This window comes from Pseudomonas putida, assembly GCF_001976065.1.
GTDB lineage: Bacteria > Pseudomonadota > Gammaproteobacteria > Pseudomonadales > Pseudomonadaceae > Aquipseudomonas > Aquipseudomonas serbica.
On the sequence record NZ_MNAH01000001.1, the window covers coordinates 1,356,471 to 1,372,872 of the forward strand.

13 protein-coding genes are annotated in these 16,402 nt (G+C 61.8%); 2 read left to right on the forward strand and 11 right to left on the reverse strand.

Going from position 1 to position 16,402, the window contains the following annotated elements:
- Positions 1–27: 27 nt before the first annotated feature.
- From BKX96_RS06230 to BKX96_RS06245, 4 genes are all read right to left on the reverse strand, one after another.
- The gene (locus tag BKX96_RS06230) at positions 28–594 is read right to left on the reverse strand and encodes an SCO family protein (RefSeq protein WP_077183058.1); all 567 of its coding nucleotides are present in this window, start codon (positions 592–594) and stop codon (positions 28–30) included.
- Between the two features lie 3 nt (positions 595–597).
- On the reverse strand, positions 598–1,734 hold the full coding sequence (locus BKX96_RS06235) for a hypothetical protein (RefSeq protein ID WP_077183059.1): 1,137 nt from the start codon (positions 1,732–1,734) through the stop codon (positions 598–600).
- Positions 1,735–1,747: 13 nt separating this feature from the next.
- Positions 1,748–3,280, reverse strand: coding sequence for a multicopper oxidase family protein (locus BKX96_RS06240; RefSeq protein WP_077183060.1), 1,533 nt, complete (start codon positions 3,278–3,280; stop codon positions 1,748–1,750).
- Positions 3,281–3,534: 254 nt separating this feature from the next.
- On the reverse strand, positions 3,535–4,452 hold the full coding sequence (locus BKX96_RS06245; RefSeq protein ID WP_077183061.1) for a LysR substrate-binding domain-containing protein: 918 nt from the start codon (positions 4,450–4,452) through the stop codon (positions 3,535–3,537).
- Positions 4,453–4,835: 383 nt separating this feature from the next.
- On the opposite strand from BKX96_RS06245, the gene BKX96_RS06250 reads away from it, so the two are divergent.
- Complete coding sequence (locus BKX96_RS06250) at positions 4,836–6,026, forward strand: epoxide hydrolase family protein (protein WP_077183062.1); 1,191 nt, start codon at positions 4,836–4,838, stop codon at positions 6,024–6,026.
- A gap of 107 nt (positions 6,027–6,133) precedes the next feature.
- On the opposite strand, the gene BKX96_RS06255 is transcribed toward BKX96_RS06250, so the two are convergent.
- The 6 genes from BKX96_RS06255 to BKX96_RS06280 all read right to left on the reverse strand — a co-directional run bounded on the left by BKX96_RS06255 (position 6,134) and on the right by BKX96_RS06280 (position 12,468).
- Positions 6,134–7,282 (reverse strand): GGDEF domain-containing protein, encoded by a 1,149-nt coding sequence (locus tag BKX96_RS06255; protein WP_179092129.1) that lies wholly within the window; start codon positions 7,280–7,282, stop codon positions 6,134–6,136.
- A gap of 108 nt (positions 7,283–7,390) precedes the next feature.
- Entirely contained in the window at positions 7,391–8,176 is a 786-nt protein-coding gene (gene otnI, locus BKX96_RS06260; protein WP_077183063.1) for a 2-oxo-tetronate isomerase, read from the reverse strand.
- 43 nt (positions 8,177–8,219) lie between these two features.
- Positions 8,220–8,858: a 3-oxo-tetronate 4-phosphate decarboxylase gene (gene otnC, locus BKX96_RS06265; RefSeq protein WP_077183064.1), complete on the reverse strand. Its 639-nt coding sequence runs from the start codon at positions 8,856–8,858 to the stop codon at positions 8,220–8,222.
- A complete protein-coding gene (gene otnK, locus BKX96_RS06270; RefSeq protein ID WP_077183065.1) occupies positions 8,855–10,147 on the reverse strand; it encodes a 3-oxo-tetronate kinase in 1,293 nt (430 codons plus the stop codon). The genes otnC and otnK overlap by 4 nt, the downstream gene beginning before the upstream one ends.
- 20 nt (positions 10,148–10,167) lie before the next feature.
- Complete coding sequence (gene denD / locus BKX96_RS06275) at positions 10,168–11,142, reverse strand: D-erythronate dehydrogenase (RefSeq protein WP_046816422.1); 975 nt, start codon at positions 11,140–11,142, stop codon at positions 10,168–10,170.
- A gap of 15 nt (positions 11,143–11,157) precedes the next feature.
- Complete coding sequence (locus BKX96_RS06280; protein ID WP_046816423.1) at positions 11,158–12,468, reverse strand: MFS transporter; 1,311 nt, start codon at positions 12,466–12,468, stop codon at positions 11,158–11,160.
- A gap of 163 nt (positions 12,469–12,631) precedes the next feature.
- Between BKX96_RS06280 and BKX96_RS06285 the strand changes: the two genes are divergently transcribed.
- Positions 12,632–13,417 carry a FadR/GntR family transcriptional regulator gene (locus BKX96_RS06285; protein ID WP_046816424.1) on the forward strand — a complete coding sequence of 262 codons (786 nt, stop codon included), beginning with the start codon at positions 12,632–12,634 and terminating at the stop codon, positions 13,415–13,417.
- A 650-nt stretch (positions 13,418–14,067) separates the two neighbouring features.
- On the opposite strand, the gene BKX96_RS06290 is transcribed toward BKX96_RS06285, so the two are convergent.
- Complete coding sequence (locus BKX96_RS06290; protein WP_077183066.1) at positions 14,068–16,194, reverse strand: TonB-dependent receptor family protein; 2,127 nt, start codon at positions 16,192–16,194, stop codon at positions 14,068–14,070.
- Positions 16,195–16,402 lie beyond the last annotated feature (208 nt).

A 16,402-nucleotide genomic window follows, 5' to 3' on the forward strand; every position in this document is an offset into this window, starting at 1 on the left:
CTGACCGGCGACTTCTTTTCGTCCAACTCATGTCCCGTCAACCAGCGCAGTCACCACCTGTTTCTCTATTTCCTTCTCGTCCAGCCCTCGCCCGAAGTGCTTGAGGTAGCGACCCTGGCTGTCGAGTAAAAACAGGAGGGTAGAGTGGTCCATCATGTACTGGTCCGGTTTATCGCCGGTCGACACTTTCTTGTAATAGACGTGGTAGGCATCGGTGATGCGAGTGATCTCTTGCGCAGAGCCGGTCAAGCCGACGAAATCGCTGGCGAAGTATTTCACGTAGGCCTTGAGCTTCCCGGGGGTGTCACGCTCCGGGTCGATGGTGACGAAGACCGGCCGCACCTTGATGCCTTGCTGTTGTTGCAGTTGCCGGCTGATGCGGGCCATTTTCGCCAGGTCAGTGGGGCAGATGGCGGGGCAGGTCATGAAGCCGAAGTAGAGCAATACCGGTTCGCCGAAACTTCGCTCGTTGACCCGCTGGCCATTCTGGTTGGTCAGCTGGAAGGGCCCGCCAATGTCGCTGCGGGTGGCGGCGCCGGTAATGCCTGCCAGTGCCATCAACAGCAGTGCTGCTGCCGCGCGTAACCACCTCATCGATCAGTATCCTCCGGAATAAGTCAGCGCCAGCCCGACCAGTTCGGACATCTGGCCATCCTCTTTCTGGGTGCCGGCGGACAGCCCGAGCTTGATCTGCCCGGTGATGTTGTAGGTCAGGCTCAACTCGTTGAGGTAATCCTGACGATCCGCGCCCCCCGTCGATTGGCGATGCTTGTCAGTGCGGGTCGCGCCCAGGGCCCAGTCGCCGAAATCGAAGGTCAGCGAGGTGGTCAGGTAGCGGGTGTCATTGCCTTTGATGCCGTCTTCGTTGTCGACATCGGCGAACTCGACGAAGGGCACGATATCGAAGTAGCGCCCGGCCAGCGTCGGCTCCAGATCGGTACTCGGCGCATAGGCCCAGATGTAGCGGGCAGAAGCGATCTTGATGGTTTCATCGTCTTCGCCAGGTGGATCGGGCTGCGTCTGATCCTCGGCCTGTTTGTTGAACATGTAGCCCGCCTGCATTTCCAGATAAGGCACCGCTGGAATGGCGATCCAGTTCACCGTCACGGCGTAGGAATCGAGCTTGCCGGTGTTCGACGGGCCGCCGTCGCTGCGCTGCAGTTTCTCGCCATGGCGTAGGTACGGCCGGCCGAGGAACGAATTGTCTGCGGTATAGACACTCAGGTTCGGCTCGATCATGCCCAGTTGCTGATCGAAGAACCGATACGCCACGGTGCCGCCGAGCATGCCGTCGAGATCGTAGGTGGCGACGTAATCGTTAGTGTACAGACCCGGTGCCTGGTCCTGGGCACGACCGAATGGCACGTGGTACTTGCCGACCGAAAACGCCGAGTTGGCATTGTTCTGGTAGTAGTTGAGGTCGTTGATCACCAGGCCTACGTCTTCGAAAAAGCGCTTCTGCCCGGGCTCCGGTCCGTCGACGGGATTGATCTCGGTGGACAGCTGGATCTGCTGGTCATGGGTGAAGCGAAAGTAGAAGGTGCTGTTGATGTCCGGGTAGGCGTCCGTGCTGTTGCGATTGCCCCCCTGGGGCACGTCGGCATGCACATGGTCATACTGGAAGGTCGCGTCGTAATCCATGCCGACATTGGGGTACTGCCCGTCATCGGCCAGCGTCGCCTCGACGCCACACACCGATCCCAGCAACAACACAGCCAAGCGATAGTTGCTCATGGCGGCCCCCCCTTTACTTGATGAGCGGGCTGGACGCTTTCGTGCCCTGTCCGGTGTTGCGCAGGTAGGAGCACAACTGGTTGTTTTCACCGTACAGGCCGCCCAGGGGTTCGAGCTTGACCGCCTGCTCGTAGTCCTCGGGCTTGACCACCTGGATCGCCTGCATCATGCCGCCGTCCTCGTGCTCGAGGATGTGGCAGTGGTAGACGAACTTGCCGAGGATCACCGGGTCGCGAAACGGGATGCGCACGGTGATCGAGCCCGTGGCGGGGATGAACACGTTGTCCCGGTAGCCGCTGAATTGCACTGGTTTGCCATTGATCTCGGTGACCTGGAAATCCACCTGGTGAATATGAAACTGGTGCAGTTCCTGAGACGGATTGAACAGCCGCCACTCCTCGACGTCACCGAGCTTGACCGTGGTGTTGACCCGGTCCAGCTCGAAGCGCGTGCCATTGATTAGGAACGCATTGGGGTCGGTGTCCGAGTCCTGAAAGGCGAACTGGCGCGTCTTGTTCACCGCGATCTTGCTGAAGTCTTCGGCTGGCGGATAGGCGCTGGTGATCTGCCGGGTCGCGACCCGTTCGCCGCTGGAACGTAGCACGGCAAGCTTGGCCGCCGGGTAATCATCGCCCGCGGGGCCTGTGTTTCCGGAACCCGTTTCGACTTCGTAGGAACCGGCCGGCGGCCCGACCACCAACACACTGAAACGTGCCGACGGCCCGATCAGCACCTGGTCGGCGTCGACCCGGCGGGTCACGGTATTGCCGTCGCGGGACAACACCTGCATCGACTGGCCATTGATGCGGATGCGGAAGTACTGGTTGGCGGCAATGTTGATGAAATGCCAGAGCTGGGTCTCACCGGGCCTGATGTCAATGACAGGCACTTCCTGGCCGTTGATCGTGCGAATCGAAGGAGCGCTGGTGATGATATCGCTGGCCACTTTGCCGGTCAGGGTCTTCTGGAAGTTGCGCAGGACCAGCACCTGTTCCTTGATGCCCTTGAGCTCGGGAAACGGATCGAGCATGCCATCGACCAGGATCGGCCCGGCAATCCCGGCCGACACCTGGCGCTGTGAACCGCCGTGGAAATGGCTGTGATACCAATAGGCGCCAGGGCTATGTTCGAGCGGCAGCTTGACGTTGTACTCAGCGACCTGATGCGGCGGGGTCACGCGGAAAATGTTGTCCCCCTGGTCCAGGGGCGACACCTGCATGCCATGGAAATGCAGGTTGGTGATCTCGTCCATGCGGTTGTCCAGGCGGATCGCCATGGTGCCGCCGGGGCGCGTGCGAATCAGTGGCGAATCGTAATCGCCGTTGAACACCAAGGACACGTAACGTTCATTGCCCACATTGACCTGCTGCTCGGCCGCGGTCAGCGTGGCGTGGGTTACGCCGCGGGCATCGTAGGTGAATTCGGGGTTCTGTCGCAGAGCAGGGGACGCCGGTCCAGCGGAGTGCCAGGTCGCACAACCGCTCAATGCCAAAGCGACTGCGCTCGCGCAGAGTGCAAGGAAACGGACGCTGAAAGCTCTGGGCATGATCGCGACCTTCGGTGACTTGGCGAGGAACGACCCGGGCAATGCGTTAGGCCACGTCCGCTGTGGCCCTCAGTAGTATTTGCGAATCTTTCGCAGTGTAGAACAGGCCGGGTGACTCGCAAGTCTTTTGGATCCAGCGTTGTGCCCAGGCGATGAAGTGCGTGCCCGTCAGAGATCCTTTTACGCTTCTTTATCCAGATGCCGATCTTCCTTGTGATTTCCAATCCGTTGGTCTTTCTGCGCCGATGCAAGCCTCACCCTCTGGCCCGGTGCCGCAAGCGCGAGTATGAAATCAGCATGCTGGTCAGTTCCTGGGTCATTTGGGTGAAGGGCGACACTCGACGGCTGATCAGGCACACCTCACGGGACTCCAGGGGCTCGCCAATCTCGATGCAGACCAGCGCCGAGGAAAACAGCTTCGTGTCGGCAAGTATGCCGGGCTCGATGGTCAGGTAATCCGTCTCGCAGATGATTTGCAGGATTTCCAGGAGCGATTCGGTGGTGATCGCGATCTTCGGCGGTGGCAAGCCCTGGGCGCGGAACAACTCGAGCAGATGCTTCTCCGTGCTGCCTGCAACCCCGGCCGGGCGCACGCTGACCCACTGGCAATCGACCAGGTCGTGCACCGAGCGCGCATTCGCCAGGGGATGCCCCTTGCGCGCAATGACGCTGGCCTTGGATTGATAGAGCCGCTCGATGTGCAGGTCGATGTCGCAGACGTTGGGTGTAAGAGGGCACATCACGAAGTCGAGTCGGCCAGCGCGAATCATCTCGATCAGCGTCCTGGTCTTGCCACTGGCGACGTGCAGATGCACCTGGGGAAAGCGGCGGGTAAAACTGCTGAAGACCGGCATCAGGCACGCCGCCAGGGGCTCTGCGGTAACGCCCAATGCGATCTGGCCTTCGTGCTGGCCATTGCACTGTCGCACGTCTTGCACCGCGCGATCGCAATCGACGACGATCGAGCGCGCCCGGGTCAGCAAAACCTTGCCAGCCGGGGTCAGGCTGATGCCTTGATTGGAGCGTACCAGCAAGGTGGCGCCCAGTTCTCTTTCCAGGCTTTGAATCGACTCCGTCAACGTGCTTTGGGCAATGTCCAGTTCCCGTGCCGCCGAACGCAAGCTGCCCCTGTCGACCACTGAGCAGAAGGCTCGAAGCTGGACCAGTTTCATGCGGCACAGCTTCCAGTGATCCAGTTGTTACCGTTGTGGCCATGGCAAGCGTGATCGGTAGGACTAAACATTTTGTGGTGGTTACTCATGGCCAAATCTCAAGGGATAAATGACGTTAGCGATTAGATCGTACGCGATTAATACTCAAGCAAAGATGCGATGAAGTCAAAGCCAATGTGTTGATCTGGCGACCAGCGGAGGTGGACGGAAAAGGCGAAGGTGATCGTTTTTTCCGTTCTATTCGCACTGGGGGCGTCCCTATAAAATCAATCCTGTCAGTTAGATAGCTGACTTCGTTAAACCTGAATCTCAAAAAATCCATTAACAGCAGCCAGTCAAAAGTTGGCTCTGCGAATCACTTCGCGCCCAGGAATCTTGACGTTATGAGCAACACTCCAATAAAAACAGACATACACCCCTTCCATTTTTACGCCCCGGAAGCCGAACTCGCGGAGTTGCGCAGGCGTATTGCCGCCACCCGCTGGCCGGACCAGGAAACAGTCAATGACGCTTCCCAAGGCGTTCAACTGGCGACGATCCAGAAACTGGCCAGCCACTGGGCAACCCGCTATGACTGGCGAGCCATTGAATCGAAAATAAACGCCGTTCCAAACTTCATCACCCATATCGATGGCCTGGATATCCATTTCATCCATGTCCGCTCGAAACATGAAAACGCCTTGCCACTGCTGATGGCGCACGGATGGCCCGGCTCGGTGATCGAGTTAATGAAAGTCATCGGGCCACTTACCGACCCGACGGCCCACGGTGGCAGTGCCGACGATGCGTTCAGCCTGGTCATTCCATCGATGCCTGGTTACGGTTTTTCGCAGAAGCCTACCGAGGCGGGCTGGAATCCCGAGCGCATCGCCGATGCCTACATCGAGCTGATGCAGCGTCTGGGCTACACCCGGTATGGGGCTCAAGGCGGTGACTGGGGTTCGATTGTCGTCGACCTGATGGCTGTCAGGGCGCCAGCTGGATTGATCGGCATTCACTCGAACATGCCCGGGGTCATCCCGCCTGAACTCGATGCGGCGCTGTTTCGCGGCGAACCGGTACCCGCGGGTCTTTCCCAGGAGGAGACGCGTGCGGCGGATCAACTTGCCTTCACCTACAAGCACATCGGCTACGCGATCATGATGGGGGACAGGCCGCAGTCGCTGACAGGCCTTGCGGATTCACCCGTTGGCCTGGCGGCCTTCATGCTCGATCACGACCCCAAAAGCTACGACATGATCGCGCGCTCCATCGACGGGCAACCGGAGGGCCTTACACCTGATGACGTCCTCGACAACATCACGCTGTTCTGGCTGACCAACACGGCCATTTCCTCCGCCCGGTTGTACTGGGAAAACCGCTCGACCTTCTTCGCGGTCAAGGGCGTCAAGATCCCGGTGGCGGTCAGCGTGTTCCCCGATGAACTGTATGCGGCGCCGAAAAGCTGGTCGCAGCAGGCTTATCCCAAGCTCGTGCACTACAACGAAGTGCCAAAGGGCGGGCACTTTGCCGCGTGGGAGCAGCCGGCGCTATTCTCGCGGGAAGTGCGGGCCGGATTCAAGTCGATGAGGTAAGCGACGATCCTGTAGGAACTGCCGCAGGCTGCGATCTTTTGACCTTGATTTTTCTGGATCAAAAGCTTGTAGCCTCGTTTCGTTCGACAGCTTCTGCAGGGTAGGGGTCAGGTGTGTTCGAACAAGCGCATGCTGTCGCGCCCACCACGCTTGGACTGGTAGAGCGCCGCATCACATTGCTCGATCAATGCCGCCAGGCTGGCTGGCGGATGGTCGAACAGGTTGGCGCCGATGCTCAGGGTCACCGCTGCGGGGGTGGCGAATGTCTGTGCGGCAGCGTGCTGAAACTGCTCACGCAGCGCGCTGCCCAGCCCGACGATTTGCTCATTCGAGGCGTTGCGCAGCAGGATCACGAACTCGTCACCGCCCAGCCGCGGCGCCAGTGCACGGTCGGGCAGGACCGAACGAATCATGTCGCTCAGCGTGACCAGCAGTCGATCGCCCGCCGTATGGCCGTACAGGTCGTTGACCTGTTTGAAATTGTCGATATCGATCAACAGCAAGGCGCCGGGGCGCGCTGGCGAGATGTCTTCGAGCAGACGCGCTGCCCGTACTTCGAGGGCGCGGCGGTTGTACAGGGCGGTCAACGGATCGCGCGCGGCCAGCCGGGCGATGCGCTTTTCGCGCCTGTAGCGTTCGGTACCGGTCATGGACAAGGCAATCAGCATGATCGCCATCGTGCCCTCGACCAGTGAAATCTGAATGATCTCGCCACGAAAGGCGGCAAGATCGATCAGTGTGCCGGGAACGATCGCCGTTATCGACTTGGCCAGATAGAACAGCCCATGGACCAGCAGCACATAACGCAGTTGCACCGCGCCCACGCTCAACGACTTGCCATGGGGGCGCAGGAGGAAACTGGCCCTGAGGGTCACCACCGCGACCAGCAGCGAATTGGCCAGCAGCATGACCTTCGACCACGACGGCTCGTCCGGCAACAACAGCAAGGCCATCCAGACCACGAAGATCAGGTACCAGGCACGTGACAGGCGCGTTTGCGTGAAGCGCGCGACACCCAGCAGGAAACACCAGTGGGCCACCACCAGCAGGCCATTGGCGAACCAGATACCGACCAGCAAAAGGCCGATCCCGCGCAGCAAGGCGAGTGTCGACCCCAGGCTGATCGTTGCAAAACCCGCACTCCAGAACAGCAGCGAGGGCTCGCGAATGCTGCGCCATTCGATCGCCAGGTACAGCGCGGCGGCCGCTGCGAGGGCGATCGAGAGTGTCAACATCGTGGGAGGATCGAGCGCCATAACCTGTAAAACCTTTCTGATCTGCGGTGAAAGGCGTGATTGTAGATGTTTGAGCCGGTTTTTCGCAGATCCTGGCGCTTTGGAAAAAGGGGGCTGCCTGTCAGTGATTCAGCGGGCCTGCCAATCGCGCAGCCATTGCAAACCTTCGCTGGTGTTGCCGCGCGGCCGATACTCGCAACCCACCCAACCGCTGTAGCCCAGCTTATCGATCAGCTCGAACAGGTAGGGATAATTCAACTCGTTGTGCATGTCCGGTTCGTGGCGATCCGGCACTCCGGCGATCTGGATATGACCGATGCCGGCGAAATCCCGACGCAGCTTCGTCGCCACGTCACCCTCGACGATCTGGCAGTGGTAGATGTCGAACTGGACCTTGAGATTGGCCTTGCCCACGGCTTGGCAGATAGCCTGTGCCTGATGCTGGTGGTTGAGGAAAAAGCCCGGAATATCACGGGTATTGATCGGCTCCAGCAACACGGTGACGCCGACTTTGGCCGCTTCTGTTGCCGCGTGGCTGAGGTTTTCCAGGTAGGTCTCGTGGTGTCGGGCACGGTCTGCTTCGCACGCCAGCAGCCCGGCCATGACGTGGATACGGTCATTGCCCAGGATCGCGGCATATTCCAGGGCCTGGTCGAAGCCGGCGCGAAACTCCGCTTCACGGCCAGGCAAGGACACGGTGCCTTTTTCGCCTGCCGCCATATTGCCCGGTGGCGCGTTGAACAGGGCCTGGACCAGGCCATTGTCGTCCAGACGCTGTTTCAATTGTTGCGCGCTGTAGTCGTAGGGGAACATGTATTCCACCGCCTGGAAACCATCGGCGGCGGCCGCGGCGAAGCGGTCCAGAAATTCATGTTCCGGGTAGAGCATGCTGAGGTTGGCAGCGAAACGAGGCATGGAGACTCCTGAAAGCAAAAATACAAGCGTAAGGCAAAGGGGGTTACCACTGCACGCCAAAAACCTCATGCAGCTCATTCAATGCCGCCTGGTCGAGCGGGGCCGGTTTGGGGTTACTCATCAACCAGAGGCGCGCCGTTTCTTCCAGCTCCTCCAGGGCATAACTGGCCCTCGACACCGAGCTTTCCCAGACGACCGGCCCCAGCCGTTCGAGCATGACCCCGCGCACGCTGGTGGCCAGTTGCGCGACACGCTCGGCCACTTTAGGCGAGCCGGGACGTTCATAGTTGATCAACGGGATGTGCCCGACCTTCATCACCTGGTAGGGGGTCAGCGGCGGCAAGATGTCATCCTGCTGCCAGACCCCGGCCAGCGTCAGCGCCACCAGGTGCGTCGAGTGGGTGTGGACCACGCCGCCGACACTCGGGTTGCGATCATAGACCTGACGGTGCAGGGCCAGGGTCTTTGACGGTTTGTCACCGCTGACCCATTCCCCTGCCAGGTTGACCTTGGATATCGTCGCCGGGTCCAGGCGGCCCAGGCAAGCGTCCGTGGGCGTGATCAGCCAGCCATCGTCGAGGCGGGCGCTGATGTTGCCGGCACTGCCGACCGTGTAGCCGCGGCTGTACAACAGGCCGCCGACGTCACAGATTTCTTCGCGCAGGGCGTTTTCATTGGTCATGCTTGAACTCCCGCCAGGTGCTGGAGTGCCTTGGCGAAGAAGTCAGGGCCACCGAAGTTGCCGGACTTGAGCGCCAGGGCCATGGGTTCTCCGGGCGTGCTCACGCAGGCGGGCACCCCCGGGTCAATTTGCCCACCGATCTGCAACAGTTGGATATCCAGGGCTTGTACCACGGCCCCGGAGGTTTCCCCGCCGGCGACCACAAAGCGCCGCACGCCGGCCTGGTGCAGCCCGCTGGCTATCCTGCCGATGGCCTGCTCGACCAGGTGCCCCGCGCGTTCGCTGCCCAGTTCGCGTTGCACCGCCTTGACCTGCTCCGGCGCGCTGGTGGCGTAGATCAGTACCGTTTCGGTATGGTCACCGGCGAAGGCCAGTGCCTGCTCGATGACCGGCTCTCCCGCTGCCAATGCCAACGGGTCGATCCGAAAGGCCGGGCGACCTGCCTGCAGCCAGCTTGCCACTTGTCCATTGGTGGCTTGCGAAGCGCTGCCCGCGAGCACCACTTCGCTGCCTTCGACTGTCGGCACTTGAGCAGCGTCCAGGTCGCGCAGTTTACCGGCACGGCGGAAATTATCCGGCAAGCCCAGCGCCAGCCCCGAGCCCCCCGTCAGCAGTGCAAGGCCTGCGCAGGCTTCGCCCAGCAGGTGCAGGTCCGCATCGGACACGGCATCGGCGACCGCCAGGCGCACACCTTCGGCGCGCAGTTGGGTCATGCGGGCGCGGATGCTCTCGACGCCCTGGGTCAGGGTGTCATACCGCAGCAGGCCGACTTTGCCTTGGCTCTGCGATTGCAGCACCCGCACCAGATTCGCGTCAGTCATCGGTGTCAGCGGGTGATGCTGCATGCCCGACTCGTTGAGCAACTGGTCCTGGACGAACAAATGCCCGCGAAACACCGTGCGGCCGTTTTCCGGGAAAGCCGGGCAGGCGAGCGTGAAATCACTGTCCAGTGCCTCCAGCAGGGCTTCGCTGACCGGGCCGATGTTGCCGACGGCGGTCGAGTCGAACGTCGAGCAGTACTTGAAGAAAATCTGTTCGCAGCCACGCTCACGCAACCAGCGCAGGGCTTCGAGCGACTCCTTCACGGCATCGGCGGCGGGTAGGGTCCTGGATTTGAGGGCGATGACGATCGCGTCGGCATCGAGGTGCCCGGCGACCTCGGCAGCGGGTATGCCGATGCTTTGCACGGTGCGCATGCCGCCGCGCACCAGCATGTTGGCAAGGTCGGTGGCACCGGTGAAATCGTCAGCGATGCAGCCCAGCAGAGGGCGGGCAGGGGCATTCAACATGTCGAGCTCCTTCTTGGGGTTCATCCGGGCAGATATTCAGTCATGAACTGCTCGATCACGGCGCTGAAATCCTCATCCGCCGTGAACCCCAGGTCCCGGGAATAGGTGGCGCAGAAGGACCCGGGCCATGAACCGACGATGCGCTCGATCGCCGGATTGCGCTCCAGGCGAATCCGTGCGGCCACTTCCTCGCCGGCGATCTGGCGCAGGGCATCGATCATCCGTTCGACGGTAATCGACAGGCCTGGCATGTTGATCACCCGGCCCTCGGTCAATCGCTCGCTTGAGAGCTCATGACCATGGATCAGGTTTTCAATGGCCAGCGCTGGCGACATCAGCCAGAGCCGCGTATCGAGGGCCACCGGACACACGCTGGGCTGGCCGTTGAGTGGTTCGCGGATGATGCCGCTGGCGAAGCTCGAAGCGGCCAGGTTGGGTTTGCCCGGGCGCACAACGATGGTCGGCATGCGCAGGCTGCGGCCGTCGACGAAACCGCGTCGGCTGTAGTCGGCGAGCAGCAGGTCGTTCATGGCTTTCTGCGTGCCATAGGAACTCTGAGGAGCCCAGACCTGATCGTCGCGGACCTTTTCAGGCAGTTGCCCGCCGAACACCGCGACGGAGCTGGTCATCACCCATTTCGGGCAGGTGCCGAGCAGGCGAATGCGTTCGAGCATATCCTGGGTCGCGGTGAAGTTGATGCGCATGCCCAGTTCGAAGTCGGCCTCCGCCTGGCTGGAAACCACCGCAGCCAGATGGAAGATGCTGTCAGTGCTGGCATCGATCAGGCTGTCCAGCACTTCAGGGTCGGCGATATCGCCACACACCACGGTTACCCGCGGATCATCGATGCCCTGGAGTGCAACCATGTCGAAGGCGACGATTTGCCTGATGGGTTGGGACTGGCCGGCGCGGTCGGTGAGCGAACCACGCGACAGCAGGGCCTGGATCAGGCGGCGGCCAAGGAAGCCGGCGGCACCGGTCACGAGAATTTTCATGAGTTACTCCAAACGTCAACGGTTGACGAGTTTTCCGGGAATTCTGAAGACCAGCAGGGCACCGAGGAACAGCGCGCTTGCCATCACATACATGCCGATCGTGGTGCTGTGGGTGGTGTCTTTGAGGAAGCCCATCAGGTACGGCGAGACGAAGCCCGCCAGGTTGCCCCAGGAGTTGATCAGGGCAATGCCGGCAGCTGCTGCGGTACCGCCGAGGAACGCGGTCGGCAGGCTCCAGAACAGCGGCAGGGTGCTCATGGCGCCCATGGAGCCCAGGGTCAGGCCGATCATGGATACCGTGAAGTTGTCGCTCCAGGTGGCGGAGATGAACAGGCCGATACCGCCCAGCACCGCGGTCAGCGCCAGGTGCCAGCGACGCTCGCGCAACCGGTCGGCGCTGCGCGACACCAGGATCATGGTCATGGCCGCGGCGGCATAAGGGATGGCGGTGAGCATTCCTACCTGCAATACATCGCTGACGCCGGCCTGGCGAATCAGCGTCGGCAACCAGAAACCCACGGTGTAGAAGCCGGCGATCATGCAGAAGTAGATAGCTGTCAGCAGCCAGATACGCGGCTGCAGGAACACCTCTTTCAGGCTGTGGGTTTGATGGCCAGCGGTTTCGGCGTCGATGCGGGTCTGCAGCAGGTGTTTCTCTTCGCTGGTCAGCCAGCTCGCCTTGGAGATCCGGTCGCTGAGGCAGAAGATCACCAGGATGCCGACGGCGATCGAAGGCAGCCCTTCGAGAAAGAACAGCCATTGCCAGCCGGCAAACCCATGGTCACCGTTGAACGCACTCATGATCCAGCCGGACAGGGGCGCACCAATCAGCCCGGACAGCGGCACTGCCGTCGCGAACAGGGCGTACATCTTGCCGCGGCGATGGGTCGGGAACCAGTAGGACAGATAGAGGATGACACCCGGGTAGAACCCGGCTTCGGCGATCCCCAGCAGGAAGCGCATGATGTAGAAGGACATGGGCGTGCTGACCAGGGCCATGGCCGAGGAAATGATGCCCCAGGTGATCATGATGCGCGCGATCCACAACCGCGCGCCGACGCGATGCAGGATCAGGTTGCTGGGAATTTCCACGAGGAAGTAGGCAATGAAGAAAATCCCTGCGCCAAGACCATAGACGGCTTCGGAAAATTGCAGATCGTCGGACATCTGCAATTTGGCGAAACCCACGTTCACCCGGTCCAGATAGGCGACGAGGTAGCACAGCAACAACAGCGGCAGAATTCGCCATGCGACCTTGCGATACGCCAGGTCCTCGAAGCGATCGGCGGGCGCGATGGCACCGGTTTGAATCACTGATTCAGTCATGTGTTTCCCCCATCCTTATTTTTGTAGTGGGTGACGTTTGTTTTTATCGGATTAACATGAAGGTCGGTTTTTTATCATAATACGTCATACGAATTCAAGAAGCAGAAGTCAGGGAGGACGACGGGTCTAAAATGCAGTACCGTTCACCGATTTGAGCCCAGAGATGCCTATGCCCACTCCTGACAAAACTCCCTGTTCCGCCGAGGCGCTGGCCGTTCTGAAGGACTCCGCCAAGGGCACGCTGTCCGACCAGGTGACGGCGGCCCTGAAGGCCTATATCGCCAATGGCGAGGTGCTGCCAGGTGCCCGCCTGCCCACGGAGCCCGTGCTATCGGAGCGTTTCGGGGTCAGCAGGACGGTCATCCGCGAGGCGATTTCGCGACTGAAATCTGCCGGTCTGGTCGAGGTTCGCCAGGGCAGCGGCACTGTCGTCAGCGAAGGTGCGCACATCAAGGCGTTCACCATTGACCTGGATGTCAGTGGGTCTATCGAGGCCGTATTGCGGGTTACCGAGCTGCGCCGCGGTATCGAAGGGGAGGCGGCGGCACTGGCGGCACAGCGGCATTCGCCAGCGCAGCTGGAGGCTATCCACCAGGCGCTGAAGGCCATCGATGCCGCCGAGCAGGCGGGGCGCGATGGCGTCGAGGAAGACCTGGGGTTCCATCACTCGATTTCCAGGGCAACGGGCAATCCGCTGTACCCATCACTGCACGAATTCATCGCCCAGTACATCAAGGAAGCGATCCGCATCACCCGTTCCAACGAGGAGCGCCGCCGCGACCTGGCCAAGACGGTGCGGGTCGAACACTTTGCCGTGTACGCCGCCATCGCCGCACGCGACCCTGAAGGCGCGCGCCACGCTGCGCTCAACCATATCAATAACGCGGTCGAGCGGCTCAAGAGTGCCGATCCCGCGTTCTGGCAGAACCCGGGGGCGCGAACCTCGTAGCTCCGCGCGCGTTCACCGCGGACCTGTAGGAGCCCGGCTTGCCGGCGAAGGCGGCCTTGGATGTTGCGGTGGTCTTTTGGGCTTCTTCGCTGGCAAGCCAGCTCCTACAATGTTTTGTGTTGGGCGTGGAGGCGTGTTCGCCGCGGACCTGTAGGAGCCCGGCTTGCCGGCGATGGTGGCCTTGAATGTTGCGGTGGTCTTTAGGGCCTCTTCGCTGGCAAGCCAGCTCCTACAATGTTTTGTGTTGGGCGTGGAGGCGTGGGCACCGCGGACCTGTAGGAGCCGGCTTGCCGGCGATGGTGGCCTTGAATGTTGCGGTGATCTTTTGGGCCTCTTCGCTGGCAAGCCAGCTCCTACAATGTTTTGTGTGGGCGTGGAGGCGTGGGCACCGCGGACCTGTAGGAGCCCGGCTTGCCGGCGATGGTGGCCTTGAATGTTGCGGTGATCTTTTGGGCCTCTTCGCTGGCAAGCCAGCTCCTACAATGTTTTGTGTTGGGCTTGATGGCGTGGGCACCGCGGACCTGTAGGAGCCCGGCTTGCCGGCGAAGGCGGCCTTGAATGTTGCGGTGATCTTTTGGGCCTCTTCGCTGGCAAGCCAGCTCCTACAATGTTTTGTGTTGGGCGTGGAGCCTTGGCCGCAAGTCAGGACCTCACAACAGGCTCCACGACACCCCGACATACACCGCCATGCCTTCGCCCGGCGTCGAGCGCGCCGCGTCCTGACCTTTGTCGTCGTAGCCCGGCGTGACGGTGGCGGCGTAGTGCTTGTCGGTCAGGTTGCGCATGTCTACCCACGTCTGCCAGTCACCCTTGGGCGCGTTGTAGCCCAGTGTCGCGCCGAACAGCGCATAGGGATCGGCGTAGTAGCTATTGGCGTAATCGACCGCCACCTTGGACACCCATTGCGTGTTCAGCGCGGCGAAGAAACCCTGGGGCCAGTCGTAGCGCAGTTCGCCCTGGTAGTAGTGCATCGGCAGGCCCGGAAGGCGGTTGTCGCCGAAGCGTTCGTCGTCCTGGTAGTGGAAGTCGCTGAAGGTATAGCTCTGGCGCAGGCTCAATTCTGCGCCATCGTTGCCCGACCACAGGTTGCTCAGCAGGCTGGCTTCCACGCCCTGGTGCACGGTCGGACTGGCGTTGAGCTCGTAGGGTGTGGTGGCGTTGGCGTCCGGCAACACCGAGAGCAGTTCGTGGCGTACCTGGGCGTAATACCAGGCCAGGCTCCATTGGCCCATCGCGCTGTCGCCGCGACCGCCGAGTTCCAGGGTGGTCGCGGTCTGGTTCTGCAGCTCGATCGGATCGCGCTGGGTGCCGGTAGCCGGGCCGCTGTCTGCCGGGAAGCGAACGTTCGAGCTGTAGATCAGCGACCAGGGGTGCGGTGCCTCGACCGAGCGGCTGAGATTGCCGAAAAGTTGCAGGTCGGGGGTCAGTTGGTAGCGCAGGCCCAGGCGCGGAGCGTAGTCCCAGTCGCCCATACTGGTCTTGCCACCCCCTGGCGGGTAAGTCACCGCGCTTTCCCGGCGGGTGTAGATGGCCGCCAGGCCAGTGGTCAGCCACAGGTCGTCGGCGATCTCCAGGTCATTGCCCGCATGCAGGACGCTGTCCGAACCCTGGTAGGTGAAGTTGCGCATGGCGGTGCCCGGCGCATAACCGGCAGTGTTGCCGCTGGGGATGCGTACTTCCTCGCTGGCACCGGCATTGGGCAGGTGCCTGGTCACGCGCAGGCCCAGGGTGCTTTGGCTCTGCAGGCCCCAGAGGGTGTCGCGACGCTTGTAGTCGAACGTGCCGCTGACATCGGTGTACGCCACCTTCAGGCGATTGGGGCCCTCGCGCAGGTCCATGGGGTAGTCATGGTAGGCAAGGCCGGCCTGGATGCTTGAGTCGTCATCGATGTAGTAGGTGGTCTTGTTGCCGATAAAGGTGCTGCCCGGTTGTTCACGGCGATCGTCCCGCGCCACGTAGGCGGGGTTGGCCGCCCGCGGGTCGTGCTCGATGGAGTGCTTGGTCACCCGGCCGGCGAGGTCGTTGTCGGTCTGGCGGTGGCGCAGGTAGAAGCGCGTTTCCAGGTTCGGGTTGAAGCGATAACCGAAGTTGGCGATGACGCCCTGGCTGTCGCTGGCGGTGTGATCCTGATAGCCGTCGGCGCGGGCATCGGTCAGGGCCATGTAGTAGTCGAAGTCGCCCAGCACCTGCCCGGAACTGACTTGGCGCTGCTGATAACCGTGGCTGCCCGTCGCGTAGCGCACCTGAAGCTTGGGGGCGTTGTAGCCGGTGTGGCTGACGTAGTCGATGGCCCCGCCCAGGGCCAGGGCACCGCGGTCGAAACCGTTGGCGCCGCGCAGGACTTCGACGTGGTCAAGCCACAGCGGCTCCAGCAGTTCGTAGGGCGTGCCGCCGGGGCCGGTCAGCGGCAGGCCGTCGAGCATGGCGTACAGCCCCGAGGCGTGGGCGCCCGGCGCCCGGTTGATCCCCGAACCGCGGATCGAGATCTTCACCCCTTCGTTGCCCGCCGACTGGGCATAGACCCCCGGCTGATAGGCCAGCACATCCTGATTGCTCGCCACCCGGCCCTGCAGGGGGCGGCGCATGTCGACCAGGTTGGTGCCGCCGGGCACCTGCTCGAGCCGGGCCTTGGCCTCCTCGATGCCCTGGTCTTCGTCGCTCTGGTCCTCGGCCCCGATCAGCACTTGTCCCAACTCAAGGCCCTGGGCCTCGGCCAGCGCCGGACAGACGAGGGCCAGGCCGAGCAATGCGGCGGACAGGGAATGGGGCGAGGGCATTGAGAAACTCCAGACGGGGGAACGGGCAGTGAAGTCATGCGACGCATGAAGGAACGAAGGGAGCACATGGCGATTTTGTTTTATTGCCAGGGACAGGGTCATCGGCAGGGGCGAGCCTGCCGTGAATGGCGACCGCCGATGTCGAGGAAGGGGCTTTTGCGCGGATGCACCTGACTACTGCAGGAGCTGGCTTGCCAGCGCTGGGGCC

Excerpts from the sequence above, each read along its gene's own strand:
- denD (WP_046816422.1), bottom strand. The coding sequence starts at position 11,142 with ATGAAAATTCTCGTGACCGGTGCCGCCGGCTTCCTTGGCCGCCGCCTG.
- BKX96_RS06230 (WP_077183058.1), bottom strand. The coding sequence starts at position 594 with ATGAGGTGGTTACGCGCGGCAGCAGCACTGCTGTTGATGGCACTGGCA.
- otnI (WP_077183063.1), bottom strand. The coding sequence starts at position 8,176 with ATGCCTCGTTTCGCTGCCAACCTCAGCATGCTCTACCCGGAACATGAA.
- BKX96_RS06290 (WP_077183066.1), bottom strand. The coding sequence starts at position 16,194 with ATGCCCTCGCCCCATTCCCTGTCCGCCGCATTGCTCGGCCTGGCCCTC.
- BKX96_RS06240 (WP_077183060.1), bottom strand. The coding sequence starts at position 3,280 with ATGCCCAGAGCTTTCAGCGTCCGTTTCCTTGCACTCTGCGCGAGCGCA.
- BKX96_RS06250 (WP_077183062.1), top strand. The coding sequence starts at position 4,836 with ATGAGCAACACTCCAATAAAAACAGACATACACCCCTTCCATTTTTAC.
- otnC (WP_077183064.1), bottom strand. The coding sequence starts at position 8,858 with ATGACCAATGAAAACGCCCTGCGCGAAGAAATCTGTGACGTCGGCGGC.
- otnK (WP_077183065.1), bottom strand. The coding sequence starts at position 10,147 with ATGTTGAATGCCCCTGCCCGCCCTCTGCTGGGCTGCATCGCTGACGAT.
- BKX96_RS06255 (WP_179092129.1), bottom strand. The coding sequence starts at position 7,282 with ATGGCGCTCGATCCTCCCACGATGTTGACACTCTCGATCGCCCTCGCA.
- BKX96_RS06285 (WP_046816424.1), top strand. The coding sequence starts at position 12,632 with ATGCCTATGCCCACTCCTGACAAAACTCCCTGTTCCGCCGAGGCGCTG.
- BKX96_RS06280 (WP_046816423.1), bottom strand. The coding sequence starts at position 12,468 with ATGACTGAATCAGTGATTCAAACCGGTGCCATCGCGCCCGCCGATCGC.
- BKX96_RS06235 (WP_077183059.1), bottom strand. The coding sequence starts at position 1,734 with ATGAGCAACTATCGCTTGGCTGTGTTGTTGCTGGGATCGGTGTGTGGC.
- BKX96_RS06245 (WP_077183061.1), bottom strand. The coding sequence starts at position 4,452 with ATGAAACTGGTCCAGCTTCGAGCCTTCTGCTCAGTGGTCGACAGGGGC.